The following is a 15,955-nucleotide window of genomic DNA, read 5'->3' as shown; positions in this document are numbered from 1 at the left end:
CAGACGGTCACACAGCGGGCATGAACAGTTGTACGAACCAGGGGTCGCGCGGGGAAGGCAGAACAGTCGTGGTCGAGGGGACGACCGGCAACGGCAACGGTGATGTGCCGGACGGGCTGACCGCCACCGAGGTGGGCATGTGGCAGGCGTTCCGCAACGGAAGCGTCTACGACCTGCGCACCGGGGACGGCGAGCGGGACGATCCGCACGGCGGCCACCCCTGGGGCCCGGAGCGCAGCGTGCGGGCGCGCATCGCGGCGTGGCTGCTGCTCGACGGCCCGCCCGCCCTCGACGGCCGGGTCTCCTCGCTCAAGCTCCAGGGCGTGCAGATCACGGACGTCTTCGACCTCGCGGGCGGCAACGTCGTCCCGTACCTGGAGATGCAGGGCTGCCGCTTCGAGAAGGAGGTGCTCCTGCCGGAGGCGCACTTCACGACGGTGCGGCTCATCGACTGCTCGGTGCCGCGCCTGGAGGGCGCCCGGGTCCACACGGAGGGCGATCTGCACCTCGCCCGCTGCCGCTTCCACAACGGGGTCCGGCTCACGGACGCGCACATCGGCACGGACCTGCTGCTCAACCAGGCCGTCGTGTTCGGCGACCGGCGCGGAAAGTCGATCATGGCGGACGGGCTCACGGTCGGCCAGGACCTCCAGGCCGAGCTGCTGGAGACGCACGGCGAGCTGAGCCTGCGCGGCGCGACAGTGGGCGTCTCGCTGTCGCTGCGGGGCAGCCGGCTGCGCAACGCCCGGGGGCGGCGGGCCCTGAACGCCCCGCAGATGTCGGTCGAGCGGACGCTGTACCTCGGCCCCGCCGCGCTCGGCGGCCCGCTCCAGAACGGCGGCGGGACGCCCGCGCGCGGCACCCGCGTGCAGCGCTTCGAGTGCGTGGGCGGGATGCGGCTCGACGACGGCCGGTTCGGCGACGCGGTCGACCTGGACTCGGCGCGCTTCACGATGGACAACGAGCAGGAGGTCTCGATGCGCCGCGTCCAGACCCCTGAGCTGCGCTTCCTGTGCGCGAAGCCGGAGCGCGGGCGGATCGTGCTCTCCGGAGCGCGGGCCACCAACCTGGTCGACAGGTCGACGAGCTGGCCCGGTCCCGGCCAGCTCCGTCTCGGCGGCTTCCAGTACGAGAACCTCATCCCGATCGGCTCCTTCCCCCTCGCCCGCCGCCTCGACTGGCTGGCGGCCGCGACCCCCGAGTACAGCCCGGAGCCGTACGAGTGTCTTGCCACGGTGCTGCGCAACAGCGGCGAGGACTCCGACGCCCGCGAGGTGCTGCTCGCCAAGCAGCGCAGGCGCCGCGAGACACTGCCGCTCGCGGCGAAGGTGTGGGGCTACGTCCAGGACTGGACGGTGGCGTACGGATACCGGCCCGGGCGGGCCGCGCTGTGGATGGCGGTCCTCTGGGCGCTCAGCGCGGTCGCCTTCTCGCAGGCGCCCCACCCCCGCATCAAGCCCGGCGAGGGACCGGTCTGGGACCCGGCCCTGTTCACCCTCGACCTGCTCCTCCCCGTCATCGACCTCGGCCAGGCCGCCAGCTGGCAACTCAGCGGCCCCTGGCTGTGGGCCTCGGCGGCCCTGGTCCTCCTGGGCTGGATCCTGGCGACGACGGTGGCAGCAGGCGCAACACGCATGCTCCGCAGAAGCTGACCCGTGCAGAAGCTGACCCACATCAAGCCCCGCTCTGGGACGAGAGGCAGCGGGGTCCGGGGCAGAGCCCCGAAACCCCGGCGCGGGGCAACGGTGACGACGGCCCCAGTCACGACACGGCAAATAGCGGCGCGGACCGTGCAACCTTCCGCCCACCTCGACCGTCATCCCACCGTGCCATTCCTGCGCGCCTTCGTACGCACCACCCGCATGTTCCGCCACACCTCCGCCCTGGGACTCGGTCTCCCCACGGACGAGGAGCTGCTGCTCGACGCCCCGGACGACCGCCTCGCCCCCGCCCTCGTCGCCGCGGGCCGCGGCGAGTACGGCCCCGCCGCGAAGGCCCTCGCCGAGACCCGCGACGCCGCCGAGTGGGAGAACCGGGACCGCGCCGTGCAGCGCCTCGCCTCGTTCGCCGCCGCCCGCCCCGAGTGGTTCGAGGCCTGGCAGCAGGCTTCGCCGCACGACCCCGACCTGCTCCTGGTCAAGGCCGAACTCGCCGTCAGCCGCGCCCTCGCCGCGCCCGCCCACGCCGAGCTGCTGCGCGAGGTCACGCCGCTGATCCTGGCCGCCGCCGAGTCCGACCCCCGCGACCCGGTCCCCTGGCGCATAGCTCTCGACCACGCCCGCGGCACCAACGCCCCGCACACGGAGTTCGAGCAGCTGTGGGCGCGGGCGGTGCGCCGCTCCCCGCACCACTACGGCTGCCACGTCGCGGCCCTGCGCTATCTGTCGGCCGCCTGGTACGGCTCGCACCGCGAATGCTTCGACTTCGCGGAGCGCGCCGCGCAGGACGCCCTGCCGGGCTCGCTCCTCAAGGCGCTCCCGGCCCGCGCGGCGCTCGCGTATCTGACCTCCGGCGCCCCGAAGACCGGCATCCCGCGTGCCCGCCTCGACGCCGCCGCCGACCTCGCCGCGGAACTGTCCCGCTCGTACGAGCCGGCGGACCCCTGGCCCGCCGAGATACGCAACCTGCTGACCTGCGTACTGGTCGAACTCGAACGCTGGGACGACGCCCTGGAGCAGCTGCGGCTCATCGGCCCGTACGCGACCACGTTCCCCTGGGACCGGCTCACGGACGACCCGCTGGGCCATTTCATGGAGCTGCGCGGACAGGTCCGACTGGAGGTCGCGGCGACGATGCCGCTGCGCGGCGGACCACCCAGGTCCGACGACCATTACGCTTGACCGACGTGACCACCGTCCGACTTCCGCTGTTCCCGCTCAACTCGGTGCTGTTCCCGGGACTCGTGCTCCCGCTGAACGTGTTCGAGGAGCGCTATCGCGCCATGATGCGCGACCTGTTGAAGGCGTCGCCCGACGATCCGTCGGAGCCCGACACCGAACCGTCCACCTCGGAGGAGCCCCGCCAGTTCGTGGTCGTCGCGATCCGCGACGGCCATGAGGTCGCGCCCAGTGCGCCCGGAATGCCCGACGAGGTGACGACCAAGGAGGCGGGCGCCGGGCCGGCCGCGGGCTTCGGCGACGACCCGATCGCGTCCTTCCACGCCGTCGGCTGCATCGCGGACGCCGCGACGATCAGGGAGCGCGCGGACGGCAGCTTCGAGGTGCTCGCCACCGGCACGCGCCGCGTGCAGCTGCACTCGGTCGACGCCTCGGGCCCGTATCTGACGGCCGAGGTGGAGGAGCTGGACGAGGAGGACGGCGAGGAGGCGGGCGCCCTCGCGGAGGGCGTGCTGCGCGCGTTCCGCTCGTACCAGAAGCGGCTCGCGGGCGCCCGTGAGCGCTCGCTGACGACGGGCGCGGAGCTGCCGGACGAGCCGTCCGTGGTCTCGTACCTGGTCGCGGCGGCCGCGGTCCTCGACGTACCGACGAAGCAGCATCTGTTGCAGGCCGACGACGTGGCGTCCCGGCTGCGCGAGGAGCTGACGCTGCTGCGCGCGGAGACGGCGATCATCCGCCATCTGCCCTCGCTGCCCGCGACGGAGCTGACCCGGCAGTCGACCAGTCTCAACTGACGGCAGGCACCCAACTCGCGTCATTCAACTCACGTAGGGAAGCGGCACGTTGGCGAAGAAGGCCAAGAAGCAGCAGAGCCCGTCCGGCGGCACCCCCGCCACCGTCGCCCTCACCGCCGCGGGCACCTCCTTCGCGGTCCACTCGTACGAGCACGACCCCGCGCACGCCAGTTACGGCGAGGAGGCCGCGGAGGCGATGGGCGTGTCCCCCGACCGGGTGTTCAAGACGCTCGTCGCGGACGTGGACGGCGCGCTCGTCGTCGGCGTCGTGCCGGTGGCGGGCCAGCTGGACCTGAAGGCGCTCGCGGCGGCGGTCGGCGGCAAGCGCGCCACCATGGCCGACCCGGCGCTCGCGGAGCGCACGACCGGGTACGTACGCGGTGGCATCTCGCCGCTCGGGCAGCGCAAGAAGCTGCGCACGGTCATCGACTCCTCCGCCGAGAAGCACGACACGATCTGCGTCTCGGCGGGGCGCCGCGGCCTCGAGGTCGAGCTCGCGCCGGGTGACCTCGCGGCGCTCACGGACGCCGTCCTCGCGCCCGTCGGGCGTGCGTGACCCCTCGACGTACCCCGCCGCTTCGGCTAAGTACCGAGGACATGTCGAAGAAGACACGCAAGCGCAAGTGGCGGATCAAGAAGGGCAAGGCCAACCACGGGCGACGGCCCGCCTGAGGAACGCCTGAAACAACGCCCGAGGCTCAGCGCGCGCTCAACCGGCCGCGGATGTCGTCGAAGTGCGAATGCACGGCGGCCTCCGCGGCCTCCGCGTCCCCGGCCCGCACGGCGTCGACGATCCGGCCGTGCATCCGGGCCAGTTCCGCGCCGTCCGCGTCCTCGGGGGCGCGCCCGATGTCCTGCGCCCGCGACTGGTGAAAGGCGCTCCAGAAAGCGTCGAGCAACTCGCTGAGCAGCCGGTTCGCCAGCGGCCCGTACAGCGCGAGATGGAACTCCCGGTCGGTCGCGGCGTCGATCGCCCCGTGCCCCTCGACCTCCTCGTGCATCCGCCGTACGAGCCCGTCGAGCACGTCGAGTTCCACCTCGCCGAGCCGCCCGACGAGGCTGCTCATCAGGCCCGCCTCCAGCGCCTCCCGCATCTGAAGCAGCTCCAGCAGGCTGTCCTCGCCCCTGCGGTGCCCGACGACGGTGCGGAACGCGAGCCCGTCGATCAGCGGCTCCAGGGACATCGACCCGACGTACGTCCCGAACCCGCGCCGGATCTCGACGATGTGCTTGGCCTGCAACGACTTCAGGGCCTCGCGCAGCGAGTTGCGGCTGACCGAGAACCGCTCCATCAGCTCGGTCTCGGTCGGCAGCGGGTCGCCGGGTCCGAGGCCGCCCTCGACGATGAATTCCTTGATCTTCTGCTGCGCGTCGTCCGCGACCAGCGCTCGCATCCAGGCCCCTCCTGTGATCTTTCCTGTGCTCTGCCCGACTCTTCGAACCCTTGACAGTGTGCGTGACGGTGGAGCACTGTCACCTCCAAGACATAGGACATCCTACGTCCCACCTCCGTACACTTTCGGTTAACCCTGGAGACCACCGCCATGACTCTCCGAGCCCCGCTCCCCGCCCCCTTCCGGGGCGTCGTACCGCCGCTCGTGACCCCGCTCACCGCCGAGGGAGAGGTCGACGTCGCCTCGGTGCGGCGGCTCGCCGAGCACCTCATCGGCGCCGGGGTGCACGGCCTCTTCATGCTGGGCTCCAGCGGCGAGACCGCCTACCTCACGGACGCCCAGCGCCGCACCGCCCTGGAGGCCGCGGTCGACGCGGCGGCGGGCCGGGTCCCGGTCCTCGCCGGCGTCATCGAGACGACCACGGCCCGGGTCCTGGAGCGAGCCCAGGACGCGGTGAAGGCGGGCGCCGACGCGCTCGTGGCCACAGCGCCGTTCTACACCCGCACCCACCCGGCCGAGATCGCGAACCACTTCCGCCGCATCCGCTCCGGCGCGGACCTGCCCCTGTTCGCGTACGACATCCCGGTCGCCGTGCACAGCAAGCTCGGCCGCGACACGATCCTCGAACTCGCCGCCGACGGCACCCTCGCGGGCCTCAAGGACTCCAGCGGCGACGAGGGCTCACTGCGCCGCCTGCTCGCCCCACTGCGCGCCGCCGCCCCCACGTTCTCGGTGTTCACGGGCGCCGAGCTGACCGTGGACGGCGCCCTCCTCGCGGGCGTCGACGGCGTCGTCCCGGGCCTCGGCAACGTGGACCCGCACGGCTACGTCTGCCTCTACGAGGCCGCGCGCGCCGGCGACTGGGACGCGGCCCGCGCCGAGCAGGACCGCCTCGCCGCGCTCTTCGCGATCACGGACGCTGGCGACCCGGCCGTCATGGGCGGCTCGTCCTCCGCGCTCGGCGCGTTCAAGGCCGCCGTGCACCTGCGGGGCGTCATCGACTGCCCCGCCACGGCCGCGCCGCAGATCCCACTCGGCGAGGCCGAGTTCTCGTACGTCCGCCGCCACCTGGTCGAAGCGGGCCTGCTGTGACGACGGCCGTGCGGGAACCCTGGTACCGGGACATCGGTCCCGCCCGGTGGAAGTCCTTCTTCGCCGCCTGGATCGGTTACTTCCTCGACGGCTTCGACTTCGTCCTGATCACCCTCGTCCTGACCGAGATCGGCGACGACTTCGGCCTGTCAGGGGTCGAGCAGGCGAGCCTGGTCTCCGGCGCGTTCATCACGCGCTGGCTGGGCGGCGCGGTCCTCGGCGCGCTCGGCGACCGCTTCGGCCGCAAGGCCGCGATGGTCGTCTCGATCGTGCTCTACTCCTTCGGCACCTTCGCCTGCGGCTTCGCCTGGGACTACACGAGCCTGTTCACCGCGCGCCTGCTGATCGGCATGGGCATGGCCGGCGAGTACAGCGCGAGCGCCACGTACGTCCTGGAGAGCTGGCCCGCGAAGCTCCGCAACCGCGCGTCCGGCTTCCTGATCTCCGGCTTCTCGCTCGGCGGCGTCCTCGCGGCCGAAGTGTACGAGCTGGTGGTCCCGGGTCACGGGTGGCGCTGGCTGTTCTACATCGGCCTGTTCCCCGTGGCGGTCGCGCTGTGGGTGCGGCGGGCGCTGCCCGAGGCGGAGGAGTGGCAGGAGCAGGTCGCCGACGCGGGTGAGCGGCCGAACCCGTTCCGGCCGCTGTTCGCCACGCGCCGCCTCGCGACCGTCAACACGGTGCTCGTGGTCGTGGCGACGGGCGCCCTGTTCGCGGTGTTCACGCCGCTCGGCGGGGGCGCGGTGCCGCTGCTGTCCGTGGTGGCGGCGGTCTGTCTGCTGGCCTTCACGGTCCAGCTGGGCGGCCGCAAGCGGTGGCTGCTGTACGTGGCGCTGACCGTGACCGTGTTCTGCGCGTTCCTCTACAGCTGGCCGGTGCAGGCGCTGCTGCCGACGTATCTGAAGACCGAGCTGGGCTACTCCCCCTCCGAGGTCACCGACGCGCTGTTCTGGGCGGGCTTCGGCACGGCCGTCGGCTGTGTCGTGGCGGGCTTCGTCGGCGACCGGTTCGGCACGCGGCGCGCGTACGCGGTGACGCTGCTCGTCGGCCTCGCCTTCGTCTTCCCGGTGTTCGCGGTCCAGGACAGCCCGGTGGGGCTCGGCATCCTGCTGTTCTGCATGCTCGCCTGCATGCAGGGCATCTCGGGCCTGCTCCCGAAGTACATCGCGGGCCACTTCCCGACCGAGACGCGCGCGGCGTCCCTCGGCTTCACGTACAACGTGGGGGCCCTCGGCGGCGCGGTCGCGCCGGTGCTCGGCGCGCGGCTCGCCTCCGGTATGTCGCTCGGCCAGTCCCTGGCGATCCTGGCGTTCGCCCTCACGCTCGTGGTGATCGTCCTGATCGGCTTCGACGTCCCGAACCGGCTGGCACGCCTGGTGAGCGACGAGGGCCCGGCGGACTATCTGGCCGAGGAATCGGCTGTCAAGCCCCTGCGGCGATTGAGCAGCGGGGCCCGGGGCGGGGCCCCGCGTCCGTAACGGTACGGCTGAGCCTACGGGGCCGTGGGCGTGGCGGAGCCGTCACTCTGCGGCCCGTACGGCGTCGCGAAGTACGGGTCCGGGTCCCGCGGCCCGAACAGGCCGGTGAGGCCCAGGTGCACCACCAGCGCGGCCAGCGGCCACGCCAGCAGCGCCCCCTTGGCGTTCAGCTCCAGGGGGGCGTCGAACACCACGCCCTTGCCGACCTCCTTGGCGTGCGCGGCGACGTTCTGCGTCGGCCCGAGCCAGATGCCGAAGCGCCAGGCGAGCACCCCGCCGAGCAGGCTGCCCAGGGCAAGCCCCACGACCAGCGGTACGCCCCCGCGCCTGCGCCACAGGAAGACGGCGGCGCCGGTGACGGCGCCGAACGCGAGACCGAGCAGGGCGAACGTGCCGTCGATGCCGATGGCCTGCTCACCCTCGGTGTCCTTGAGGTAGACCGCCGAGGCGTCCGAGACCAGCGGGACCCGGGGCGCGAGCCACAGCCACAGCGCGCCCAGCGCGAGCCCCACCACCGCGACGCCGACCGTCACGACGGCGGCCTCGCGCAGTTCGGCCCGGAGCCCCGGACCGTCCTCCTCGTGCTCCTGCGGGGCGGCGGGCGCGGGCGGCAGATGTCCGGTCATGGGGTCGGGGGCCTGCCAGGGGTCGCTGTGCCCGTTGTTGTGCGGGGGCTGATGGGGTGGCGGTGTCAGCGGTGCGGTCACCCTGCCATCGTGCCAGGCGTCGCTGTGCGGCGCGTCAGGGCCTGCCTGGAGTTCCCCCGTGGAGCAAGGAGCGGCGCTGGGTGCGTGCGATCGCAAGGCGCCGGAGCGCCCTAATAGCGGAGCTATTCGGGCGCTCCGGCAACGCAGCGAGCGTGCGTGCCCAGCGTTGCGACGCCGCGGGGGAACTCCAGGCAGGTCCTAGCGGACGGCGGCCCGCCTGTACGCCCACGTGGCCACGGCCAGCGAGGCGACGCCGACGGCCGCGCAGACGCCCAGGTCGAGCAGGACGACGCCCCAGTCGGGGTGCTCGGCGAAGGTCCGCGCGAACGCCTCGACCCCGTACGTCGACGGGAGCAGGTCCCGCGCCCACTGCACGAACTCCGGCATCCGGTCGGCCGGAAGCACGCCGAGCAGCAGCGCCGCGGACATGCCCAACTGGCCGAGCAGCGTGGCCAGTTCCGGCCGGGGCGCGAGCAGCCCGAGCGCGGCGCCAAGACCGGCGAGGGCGGCGCCCGCCAGCGGGATCACCGCGACCAGCACCCACAGGTGGGCGAGCGGCAGCTGGAACATCACACAGCCGACGACCGCGGTGACCACGGTCCCCGGCACGGTGAACGAGGCGTACGCGCCCGCGGCGCCGAGCACCACGGAGGCGGGCGGCACCGGCAGCGTCGCGTAGTGGTCGAGGCCGCCGGCCGCCCGCAGCTGCCCGAAGTACTGGGCGAGCAGGTTCAGCGCGACGAACGCGACGACGAGCACCGCGGACCCGGCCACCACGGCCTGCGCCTCACGCCCGCCCTGGCCGACGACGCCGCGCATCAGGATCATGATGCCGATGCTCTGGAACGTCGCCACGAACAGGAGCGGGATCCGGGCCACGCGGGCCCGGCTGAGCTGCGCCCGGTAGACGGCAGCGAGCGAGGGCAGGAAACGGGCCCGCGGCGCGAGCAGTTCCTCGGTCTCCTCGGGCGCGGACGCCTGGCGGGCCGGAGCCGCCTCGACGGGAATGACACTCACGCCTTCACCAGGCCCTTCACGCCGCTGCGGCTTCCGCCGAGCGCCAGGTACACATCCTCCAGGCTCGGCGTCGCGAGCGTGAAGTCGTCCAGGAAGTCGAAGGCCGGTCCGCCGGTGACGGCGGCGACGGCGGAGCGGGCCGCGTCCGGAGCGAGCCGCAGCGACCAGCGCCGCCCGGATTCAACGGCGTGCGCGCGCAGCCGCGCCACCTCGTCGAGCTGCACCGGAGCCTCCTGGCGCCACACGAGTTCCACGCGCACCTCGCCGGCGACGCGTTCCTTGAGGCCGGCCGGGGTGTCGCAGGCGATCACGCGGCCCTGGTCGAGCACGGCCACGCGGTCCAGCACCGTCTCGGCCTCGATCACGTTGTGGGTGACCAGCAGCACGGTGGTGCCGCGCTCGGCACGGCGGCGGTCCACGGCGGACCATACGGCGCGCCGGGCCACGGGGTCCATGCCGGTGGTCGGCTCGTCGAGCACGAGCAGCGGCCGCTCACCGACGAGCGCGGCCGCGAAACAGGCGAGCCGGCGCTGGCCGCCGGACAGCTTCTTGATCGGGCGGGCGGCGAGCGGGGTGAGCCCCAGCTCTTCGAGCACCTCGTCGCGCGCGGCGCGCGCGTCCTTCAGGGAGAGTCCCCGCAGCCGCCCGGTGGTCTCGGCGGCCAGCGCGACGGTCAGCTCGTCCAGCGCGGTCGACTCCTGCCCGAGGTAGGCGAGGATCCGGGAGGCGCGCTCGGGGTGCCGCACGATGTCGTGCCCGAGGATCTCGACGCTTCCCGAGTCGGGGCGCATCAGGCCGGTCAGCTGCCGTACGAGGGTGGACTTGCCCGCGCCGTTCGGCCCGAGGAGCCCGAAGATCTCGCCGCGCCCGATGTCGAGCCGTACGTCGTCGGTGGCCCGCAGCTCCGGGGTGCCGGGGGTGCCGCGGCGCCCGCGCGAGGCCGGATACGTCTTCTTGAGCCCTCGCACCGCGCACACGACAGCGCCCGCATTACGCTTCGGGGCAACGTCATCGGTGCGCATACTCACGAGGAACGAGCCTACGGGGTCCGGCGTTCACGATTGCACGCGGGGCGGGACATTTCCCACGCGTGGCTCCGCCCCGGCCCCGGTCGCACCATCTCCGCAGCAGCGGGGTCCGGGGCAGAGCCCCGAGGCCGCAACCACGGTGACGGCTAATCGGCGGCAGCCGCATGCTCGGCCGTGCGGATGTCGATCTCCCGCCAGAAGCCCGCCCGGATCGCATACCGGTCGTGTTCGTCGATCTGGTCGTCCTTGTGCGCGAGCAGCCCGAACCTGGCCGCGTACCGCAACAGCTCGCCGTCGATCCGGTGCGGCACCCGCGGATACATGGTCGAAAGCTTCTGCAACTGCACCTGGTCCCCAAGACGCTCCCGCCACCGCCGCGCGAACACCTGCCCGACCTCGTACGGGTCCCCGCCGATCGCGGTGATGTCCTCCTCGCGGTCGGCCCACCGCTGCTCGGCCGTGGTGAGCTGCGCCAACGTCGGCAGGGACGCCACATCGGCGGGCTCCCCGCCGCCTCCGGGCCGCTCGACCCACCCCTTGTCGGACGACCACCGCAGCGTCGCGTTCGCGGGATGCTGGGCGACCTGCGCCCCGGGACCGCGCAGCGCGGCGAGGTCCTTGGGCGTGGGAACGCCCTTGCCGGCCCCGACCCGCTCCTCCTCCGAGGCCGACGCCGCCGAAGCCACCGCACCGTTCTCACCGCCCGCGGCCGGGTCGTGCTGCCTGGGCGCCGCCTCCCCCGGCTCCTCCACGGGACGCCCCGCGGAGGAGAGCGCCGACTCGGGCAGCGGCGCGGACAGAATCGCGGCGATCTCCGGGCGCGGCACGGGCGGCGGGGCGCAGATCCCGCCGAGCTCCTTGGCGCGTACCGCCTTGGTGATCCAGGCCCGGTCGAGCACCCGCCGCTCGTCGGCCTCGGCGACCAGGTCCTCGGACTGGTTGTAGTCCCCGTCGGCGGCCTGCACGGCCCACAGGTGGACGGCGACACCGTGCTCCTTGGCGGCCATCATGCCGGGCAGCAGGTCCCCGTCCCCGGTCACGAGCACGATGTCCGAGCAGGCCCGGTTGCGGGCCAGCTCGGTCAGCTCCGCGTGCATCGCCGCGTCGACGCCCTTCTGCGCCCACCGCCCGTCGCTCCGGGTCAGCGCGCCCAGCCGGACGGTGACCCGCGGCATCACCCGCAGCCGCCGGTGCTCGGGCTGCGGCACCCGGTCGGGCGCCCCGTCGAACCAGTAGATCCGCAGCAGCTCCCGGCCGGTCTCGGCCTCGGCGCGTTCGCGCAGACCCTGGATGAGGGCGGCGTGGTCGACATGGATCCGGGAGCGGGAGGGCTCACCCGCGAGCAGGCTCGCCGCGGCCCCCAGCAGATATCCGGCATCCACCAGAACGATGCAACGATCCACGGGATCCACCCTCTTTCCGCCGACTTGCCAACAGTCCGGACACGCTCCGCGGGACGGCTCCCGCGGCTTCGCTTCGGGTTTCCTTCGAGTCTGCCCGACCGCGCGGGGGTTAACGGCCCGAACTGGATCTTCGGCGTGGCGGAAGCCGTGAACCCGGGACGGGCACGCGACAACCGACACCCGTTACGAACGGTAATACTCCGAAATGCGTTCTTCCTCCGCCTGTGTGAATCTGAAGCCGGCCCTGGCCCCTAGATCCCCCGCAGGAGGCAGATCACCATGGCCAAGAACCGTAAGCAGAACCGCCATCAGCAGAAGTCGTCCGAGCAGGCCCGCCCGGACGAGCAGGCCCGGTCCTCGGCCATGGAGGCCCAGGCCAAGTCGGCCGTGGAGGCGACTCCGGGCGACGTGGCCCGCAGGCACCGCGAGCGTCGCTTCGGTCACAACTGAGGCGCCTCGCAGGGAAGTTGGCACACAGCGAGGGGCGCACCCGGAAGTCCGGGTGCGCCCCTCGCGCGTGTCTCGGTGCGGTCAGCCGGTCAGGCAGGCCGGGCCGAGCAGCACCTTCAGGTCGCCGTAGAGCGACGGGTCGGGCTTCACCCGGTGCCGGTCGAGCCGCAGCACCGTGGTCTTGCGCGGCCCCTGGAGCTTGATCCGCACCTCGCTGTCGCCCCGGTGGTTGGTGAGGATCTCGCCGAGCCGGCTGATCATCGGCGGGGTCACCTTCAGAGCGGGGATGGTGAGGATCACCGGCGCGTTGGTGCCCGCGTTCGACAGGTCGGGGACCTGCATCTCCATGGCGACCAGGCGCGGCACGTCCTCGCGCTTGTCGAGGCGGCCCTTCACGAACACCACGGCGTCCTCGACGAGCTGCGTCGACACCAGCTGGTACGTCGCCGGGAAGAACATGCACTCGATGGAACCGGCGAGGTCCTCGACGGTCGCGATCGCCCAGGCGTTGCCCTGCTTGGTCATCTTGCGCTGGAGGCCCGAGATGATGCCGCCGACGGTGACGACCGCGCCGTCCCCGAAGTCACCGCCGGTGAGCTGGCCGATGCCCGCGTCCGCCTTGTCGGACAGCACGTGCTCCAGGCCGAAGAGCGGGTGGTCGGAGACGTACAGGCCGAGCATCTCGCGCTCCTGGGCGAGCAGGTACGTCTTGTCCCACTCGTCGGTGGAGAACTCGACGTCGAGGCCGAAGCCCGGCTCGTCGCTCTCCCCCTCGCCCATGCCGCCGAAGAGGTCGAACTGTCCCTCGGCCTCCTTGCGCTTCACCGCCACGACGTTGTCGATCATCGGCTCGTACTGTGCGGTGAGGCCCTTGCGGGTGTGTCCCATCTGATCGAAGGCGCCGGCCTTGATCAGCGATTCCGTCGTCCGCTTGTTGCAGGCCGCGGCCTCGATCTTGTCCAGGTAGTCGGGGAACGAGGTGAACTTCCCCTTCGCCTTGCGGGCCCGGACGATCGACTCCACCACGTTCGACCCGACGTTGCGGACCGCCTCCAGGCCGAAGAGGATCACGTCGTCGCCCTGGGCGGCGAAGTTGTGCACCGACTCGTTCACGTCCGGCGGGAGGACCTTGATCTTCATGCGCCGGCACTCATTGAGGTAGACGGCCGACTTGTCCTTGTCGTCCTTCACCGACGTGAGCAGGGCGGCCATGTACTCGGCCGGGTAGTTCGCCTTCAGGTACGCGGTCCAGTAGGTGACCAGGCCGTACGCGGAGGAGTGCGCCTTGTTGAACGCGTAGCCCGCGAACGGGACCAGGACGTCCCACAGAGCCTGGATCGCCTGGTCGGAGAAGCCCTTCTTCTTCGCGCCCTCCTGGAAGAGGACGAAGTTCTTCGCCAGTTCCTCGGGCTTCTTCTTGCCCATCACGCGGCGCAGCACGTCGGCCTCGCCGAGCGAGTAGCCCGCGACGATCTGCGCGGCCTTCTGCACCTGCTCCTGGTACACGATCAGGCCGTAGGTCAGGCCGAGCGTGTCCTTCAGGGGCTCTTCGAGCTCCTTGTGGATCGGCGTGATCTCCTGCCGGCCGTTCTTGCGCTCCGCGTAGTTGATGTGCGAGTTCATGCCCATCGGGCCCGGCCGGTACAGGGCCGAGACGGCGGAAATGTCCTCGAAGTTGTCGGGCTGCATCTGGCGGAGCAGCGAGCGCATCGGCCCGCCGTCGAACTGGAAGACGCCCAGCGTGTCACCGCGGCAGAGCAGTTCGAAGGTCTTCGGGTCGTCCAGCGGGAGGTCGAGCATCTCCAGGTCGATGCCCTTGTTGGACCGCACCATCTTGACGGCGTCGTCCATGATCGTCAGGTTGCGCAGGCCCAGGAAGTCCATCTTCAGCAGGCCGAGCGACTCGCACTGCGGGTAGTCCCACTGCGTGATCGTCACGCCGTCGGTGTGCCGGGTCCACAGCGGGGCGTGGTCGACGATCGGCTCGCTGGACATGATGACGCCGGCCGCGTGCACACCCATCTGCCGGACCAGGCCCTCGACGCCCTTGGCGGTGTCGATGACCTTCTTGACGTCCGGCTCGCTCTCGTACATCCCCCGGATCTCGCCCGCCTCCGAGTAGCGCGGGTGCGAGGAGTCGGTGATGCCGGAGAGGTCGATGCCCTTGCCGAGGACGTCGGCGGGCATGGCCTTGGTGAGGCGGTCGCCCATCGCGTACGGGTAGCCGAGCACGCGCGCGGAGTCCTTGATCGCGTTCTTGGCCTTGATCTTGCCGTAGGTGCCGATCATGGCGACCTTGTCGGCGCCGTACTTCTCGGTCACGTACCTGATCACCTCGACGCGCCTGCGCTCGTCGAAGTCGATGTCGACATCGGGCATGGAGACGCGCTCGGGGTTGAGGAACCGCTCGAAGATCAGGCCGTGCGTGATCGGGTCGAGGTCGGTGATGCCCATGGCGTAGGCGACGATCGAACCGGCCGCGGAACCACGGCCGGGGCCCACCGCGATGCCGTTGTTCTTGGCCCACATGATGAAGTCGGCGACGACCAGGAAGTACCCCGGGAACCCCATCTGGATGATGATGTCCATCTCGTACTCGACCTGCTTCTGGCGGTCCTCGGGGACGCCGCCCGGGTAGCGGCGGTTCATGCCGACCCGGACCTCCTCCTGGAACCAGGTGACCTCCGTGAAGCCCTCCGGGATGTCGAACTTCGGCATGAGGTCGCGCTTCTCGAACATGCCGGTCGTGTCGATCTGCTCGGCCACCAGGAGCGTGTTGGCGCAGCCCTCCTGCCAGGCGTCCGAGGAGTCGATGGCGTACATCTCGTCCGTCGACTTCAGGTAGTAGCCCGTGCCGTTGAACCGGAAGCGGTCCGGGTCGGAGAGGTTCTTGCCGGTCTGGATGCACAGCAGCGCGTCGTGCGCCGTCGCCTCGTTCGCGTACGTGTAGTGCGAGTCGTTCGTCACCAGCGGCGGGATGCCGACCTTCTTGCCGACCCGCAGCAGGTCCTCGCGGACCCGGTGCTCGATGTCGATCCCGTGGTCCATCAGCTCCAGGAAGTACCGGTCCTTGCCGAAGATGTCCTGGTACTCGGCGGCCGCCTTGACCGCCTCGTCGAACTGACCGAGGCGCAGCCGGGTCTGCAACTCACCGGAGGGGCAGCCGGTGGACGCGATGATGCCCTCGCTCCACTGGGAGAGCGTTTCCTTGTCCATGCGCGGCCACTTCTGCAGCCAGCCCTCCGCGTACGCGTCCGAGGACAGTTTGAACAGGTTGTGCAGCCCCGTGCTGTTCGCCGCCCACATCGTCTTGTGGGTGTAACCACCGGAACCGGAGACGTCGTCGCGCTTCTGGTGCGGCTGGCCCCACTGGACCTTCCGCTTGTTGCGCCGGGACTCCGGGGCGACGTACGCCTCGATGCCGATGATCGGCGTGATGCCCGCCTTCTCCGCGGTGTGGAAGAAGTCGTACGCCCCGTGCAGGTTGCCGTGGTCGGACATCGCGATGTGCGTCATGCCCATGTCGCCGGCGGCCTTGAACATGTCCTTGAGCCGCGCCGCACCGTCCAGCAGCGAGTACTGGGTGTGCACATGCAGGTGCGTGAAGGGCGGCTTGGACACGGTGGGGGCCTCCAATGGAAAACACGATTCAACAGGGGCGGCGCGCAGCGCCTCGTTGAGGGGTGGTGGTCGGGTGACGGGCGGGCCTGGGGGACAGCTTGGAAGTCTACGACCGGTCACTGACATCGCAGACGATT

General features: G+C 71.4%; 13 protein-coding genes. 7 read left to right on the top strand and 6 right to left on the bottom strand.

Annotation, left to right across the window (positions count from 1 at the left end):
- The first annotated feature begins 68 nt into the window (after positions 1-68).
- The 4 genes from ACIA8D_RS22475 (at position 69) to ybaK (ending at position 4,187) form a co-directional block, all read left to right on the top strand.
- Positions 69-1,652 (top strand): oxidoreductase, encoded by a 1,584-nt coding sequence (locus tag ACIA8D_RS22475; RefSeq protein ID WP_399234732.1) that lies wholly within the window; start codon positions 69-71, stop codon positions 1,650-1,652.
- A gap of 210 nt (positions 1,653-1,862) precedes the next feature.
- On the top strand, positions 1,863-2,840 hold the full coding sequence (locus ACIA8D_RS22470; protein ID WP_399234871.1) for a hypothetical protein: 978 nt from the start codon (positions 1,863-1,865) through the stop codon (positions 2,838-2,840).
- A 5-nt stretch (positions 2,841-2,845) separates the two neighbouring features.
- Positions 2,846-3,631, top strand: a complete 786-nt coding sequence (locus tag ACIA8D_RS22465; protein WP_399234731.1) for an LON peptidase substrate-binding domain-containing protein — start codon at positions 2,846-2,848, stop codon at positions 3,629-3,631.
- A 49-nt stretch (positions 3,632-3,680) separates the two neighbouring features.
- Entirely contained in the window at positions 3,681-4,187 is a 507-nt protein-coding gene (gene ybaK / locus ACIA8D_RS22460; RefSeq protein ID WP_399234729.1) for a Cys-tRNA(Pro) deacylase, read from the top strand.
- Positions 4,188-4,329: 142 nt separating this feature from the next.
- Here the strand turns inward: ybaK and ACIA8D_RS22455 are convergent, their stop codons facing one another.
- Positions 4,330-5,025 (bottom strand): FadR/GntR family transcriptional regulator, encoded by a 696-nt coding sequence (locus ACIA8D_RS22455; protein WP_399234728.1) that lies wholly within the window; start codon positions 5,023-5,025, stop codon positions 4,330-4,332.
- A gap of 150 nt (positions 5,026-5,175) precedes the next feature.
- On the opposite strand from ACIA8D_RS22455, the gene ACIA8D_RS22450 reads away from it, so the two are divergent.
- Together ACIA8D_RS22450 and ACIA8D_RS22445 are read left to right on the top strand one after the other, a co-directional pair.
- Entirely contained in the window at positions 5,176-6,117 is a 942-nt protein-coding gene (locus ACIA8D_RS22450) for a dihydrodipicolinate synthase family protein (RefSeq protein WP_399234726.1), read from the top strand.
- Positions 6,114-7,592: a sialate:H+ symport family MFS transporter gene (locus ACIA8D_RS22445; protein WP_399234724.1), complete on the top strand. Its 1,479-nt coding sequence runs from the start codon at positions 6,114-6,116 to the stop codon at positions 7,590-7,592. The genes ACIA8D_RS22450 and ACIA8D_RS22445 overlap by 4 nt, the downstream gene beginning before the upstream one ends.
- Positions 7,593-7,606: 14 nt before the next feature.
- On the opposite strand, the gene ACIA8D_RS22440 is transcribed toward ACIA8D_RS22445, so the two are convergent.
- The 4 genes from ACIA8D_RS22440 to ACIA8D_RS22425 all read right to left on the bottom strand — a co-directional run bounded on the left by ACIA8D_RS22440 (position 7,607) and on the right by ACIA8D_RS22425 (position 11,747).
- Entirely contained in the window at positions 7,607-8,299 is a 693-nt protein-coding gene (locus tag ACIA8D_RS22440; protein WP_399234722.1) for a DUF2567 domain-containing protein, read from the bottom strand.
- A 198-nt stretch (positions 8,300-8,497) separates the two neighbouring features.
- Positions 8,498-9,307, bottom strand: a complete 810-nt coding sequence (locus tag ACIA8D_RS22435; RefSeq protein WP_399234870.1) for an ABC transporter permease — start codon at positions 9,305-9,307, stop codon at positions 8,498-8,500.
- 5 nt (positions 9,308-9,312) lie between these two features.
- Positions 9,313-10,293, bottom strand: coding sequence for an ABC transporter ATP-binding protein (locus tag ACIA8D_RS22430; RefSeq protein ID WP_399234720.1), 981 nt, complete (start codon positions 10,291-10,293; stop codon positions 9,313-9,315).
- A gap of 197 nt (positions 10,294-10,490) precedes the next feature.
- The gene (locus ACIA8D_RS22425; RefSeq protein WP_399234719.1) at positions 10,491-11,747 is read right to left on the bottom strand and encodes an NYN domain-containing protein; all 1,257 of its coding nucleotides are present in this window, start codon (positions 11,745-11,747) and stop codon (positions 10,491-10,493) included.
- 279 nt (positions 11,748-12,026) lie between these two features.
- Here ACIA8D_RS22425 and ACIA8D_RS22420 point away from each other — a divergent pair, with 279 nt between their 5' ends.
- Positions 12,027-12,197 (top strand): hypothetical protein, encoded by a 171-nt coding sequence (locus tag ACIA8D_RS22420; protein ID WP_399234717.1) that lies wholly within the window; start codon positions 12,027-12,029, stop codon positions 12,195-12,197.
- An 81-nt stretch (positions 12,198-12,278) separates the two neighbouring features.
- On the opposite strand, the gene dnaE is transcribed toward ACIA8D_RS22420, so the two are convergent.
- Positions 12,279-15,818, bottom strand: coding sequence for a DNA polymerase III subunit alpha (gene dnaE / locus ACIA8D_RS22415; RefSeq protein WP_399234715.1), 3,540 nt, complete (start codon positions 15,816-15,818; stop codon positions 12,279-12,281).
- Between the last annotated feature and the right edge of the window lie 137 nt (positions 15,819-15,955).

Source organism: Streptomyces sp. NPDC051684, from assembly GCF_044453445.1.
Taxonomy (GTDB): Bacteria; Actinomycetota; Actinomycetes; order Streptomycetales; family Streptomycetaceae; genus Streptomyces.
Note: the sequence above shows the minus strand (reverse complement) of the source record. Positions and strands in the feature narration are given on the sequence as shown.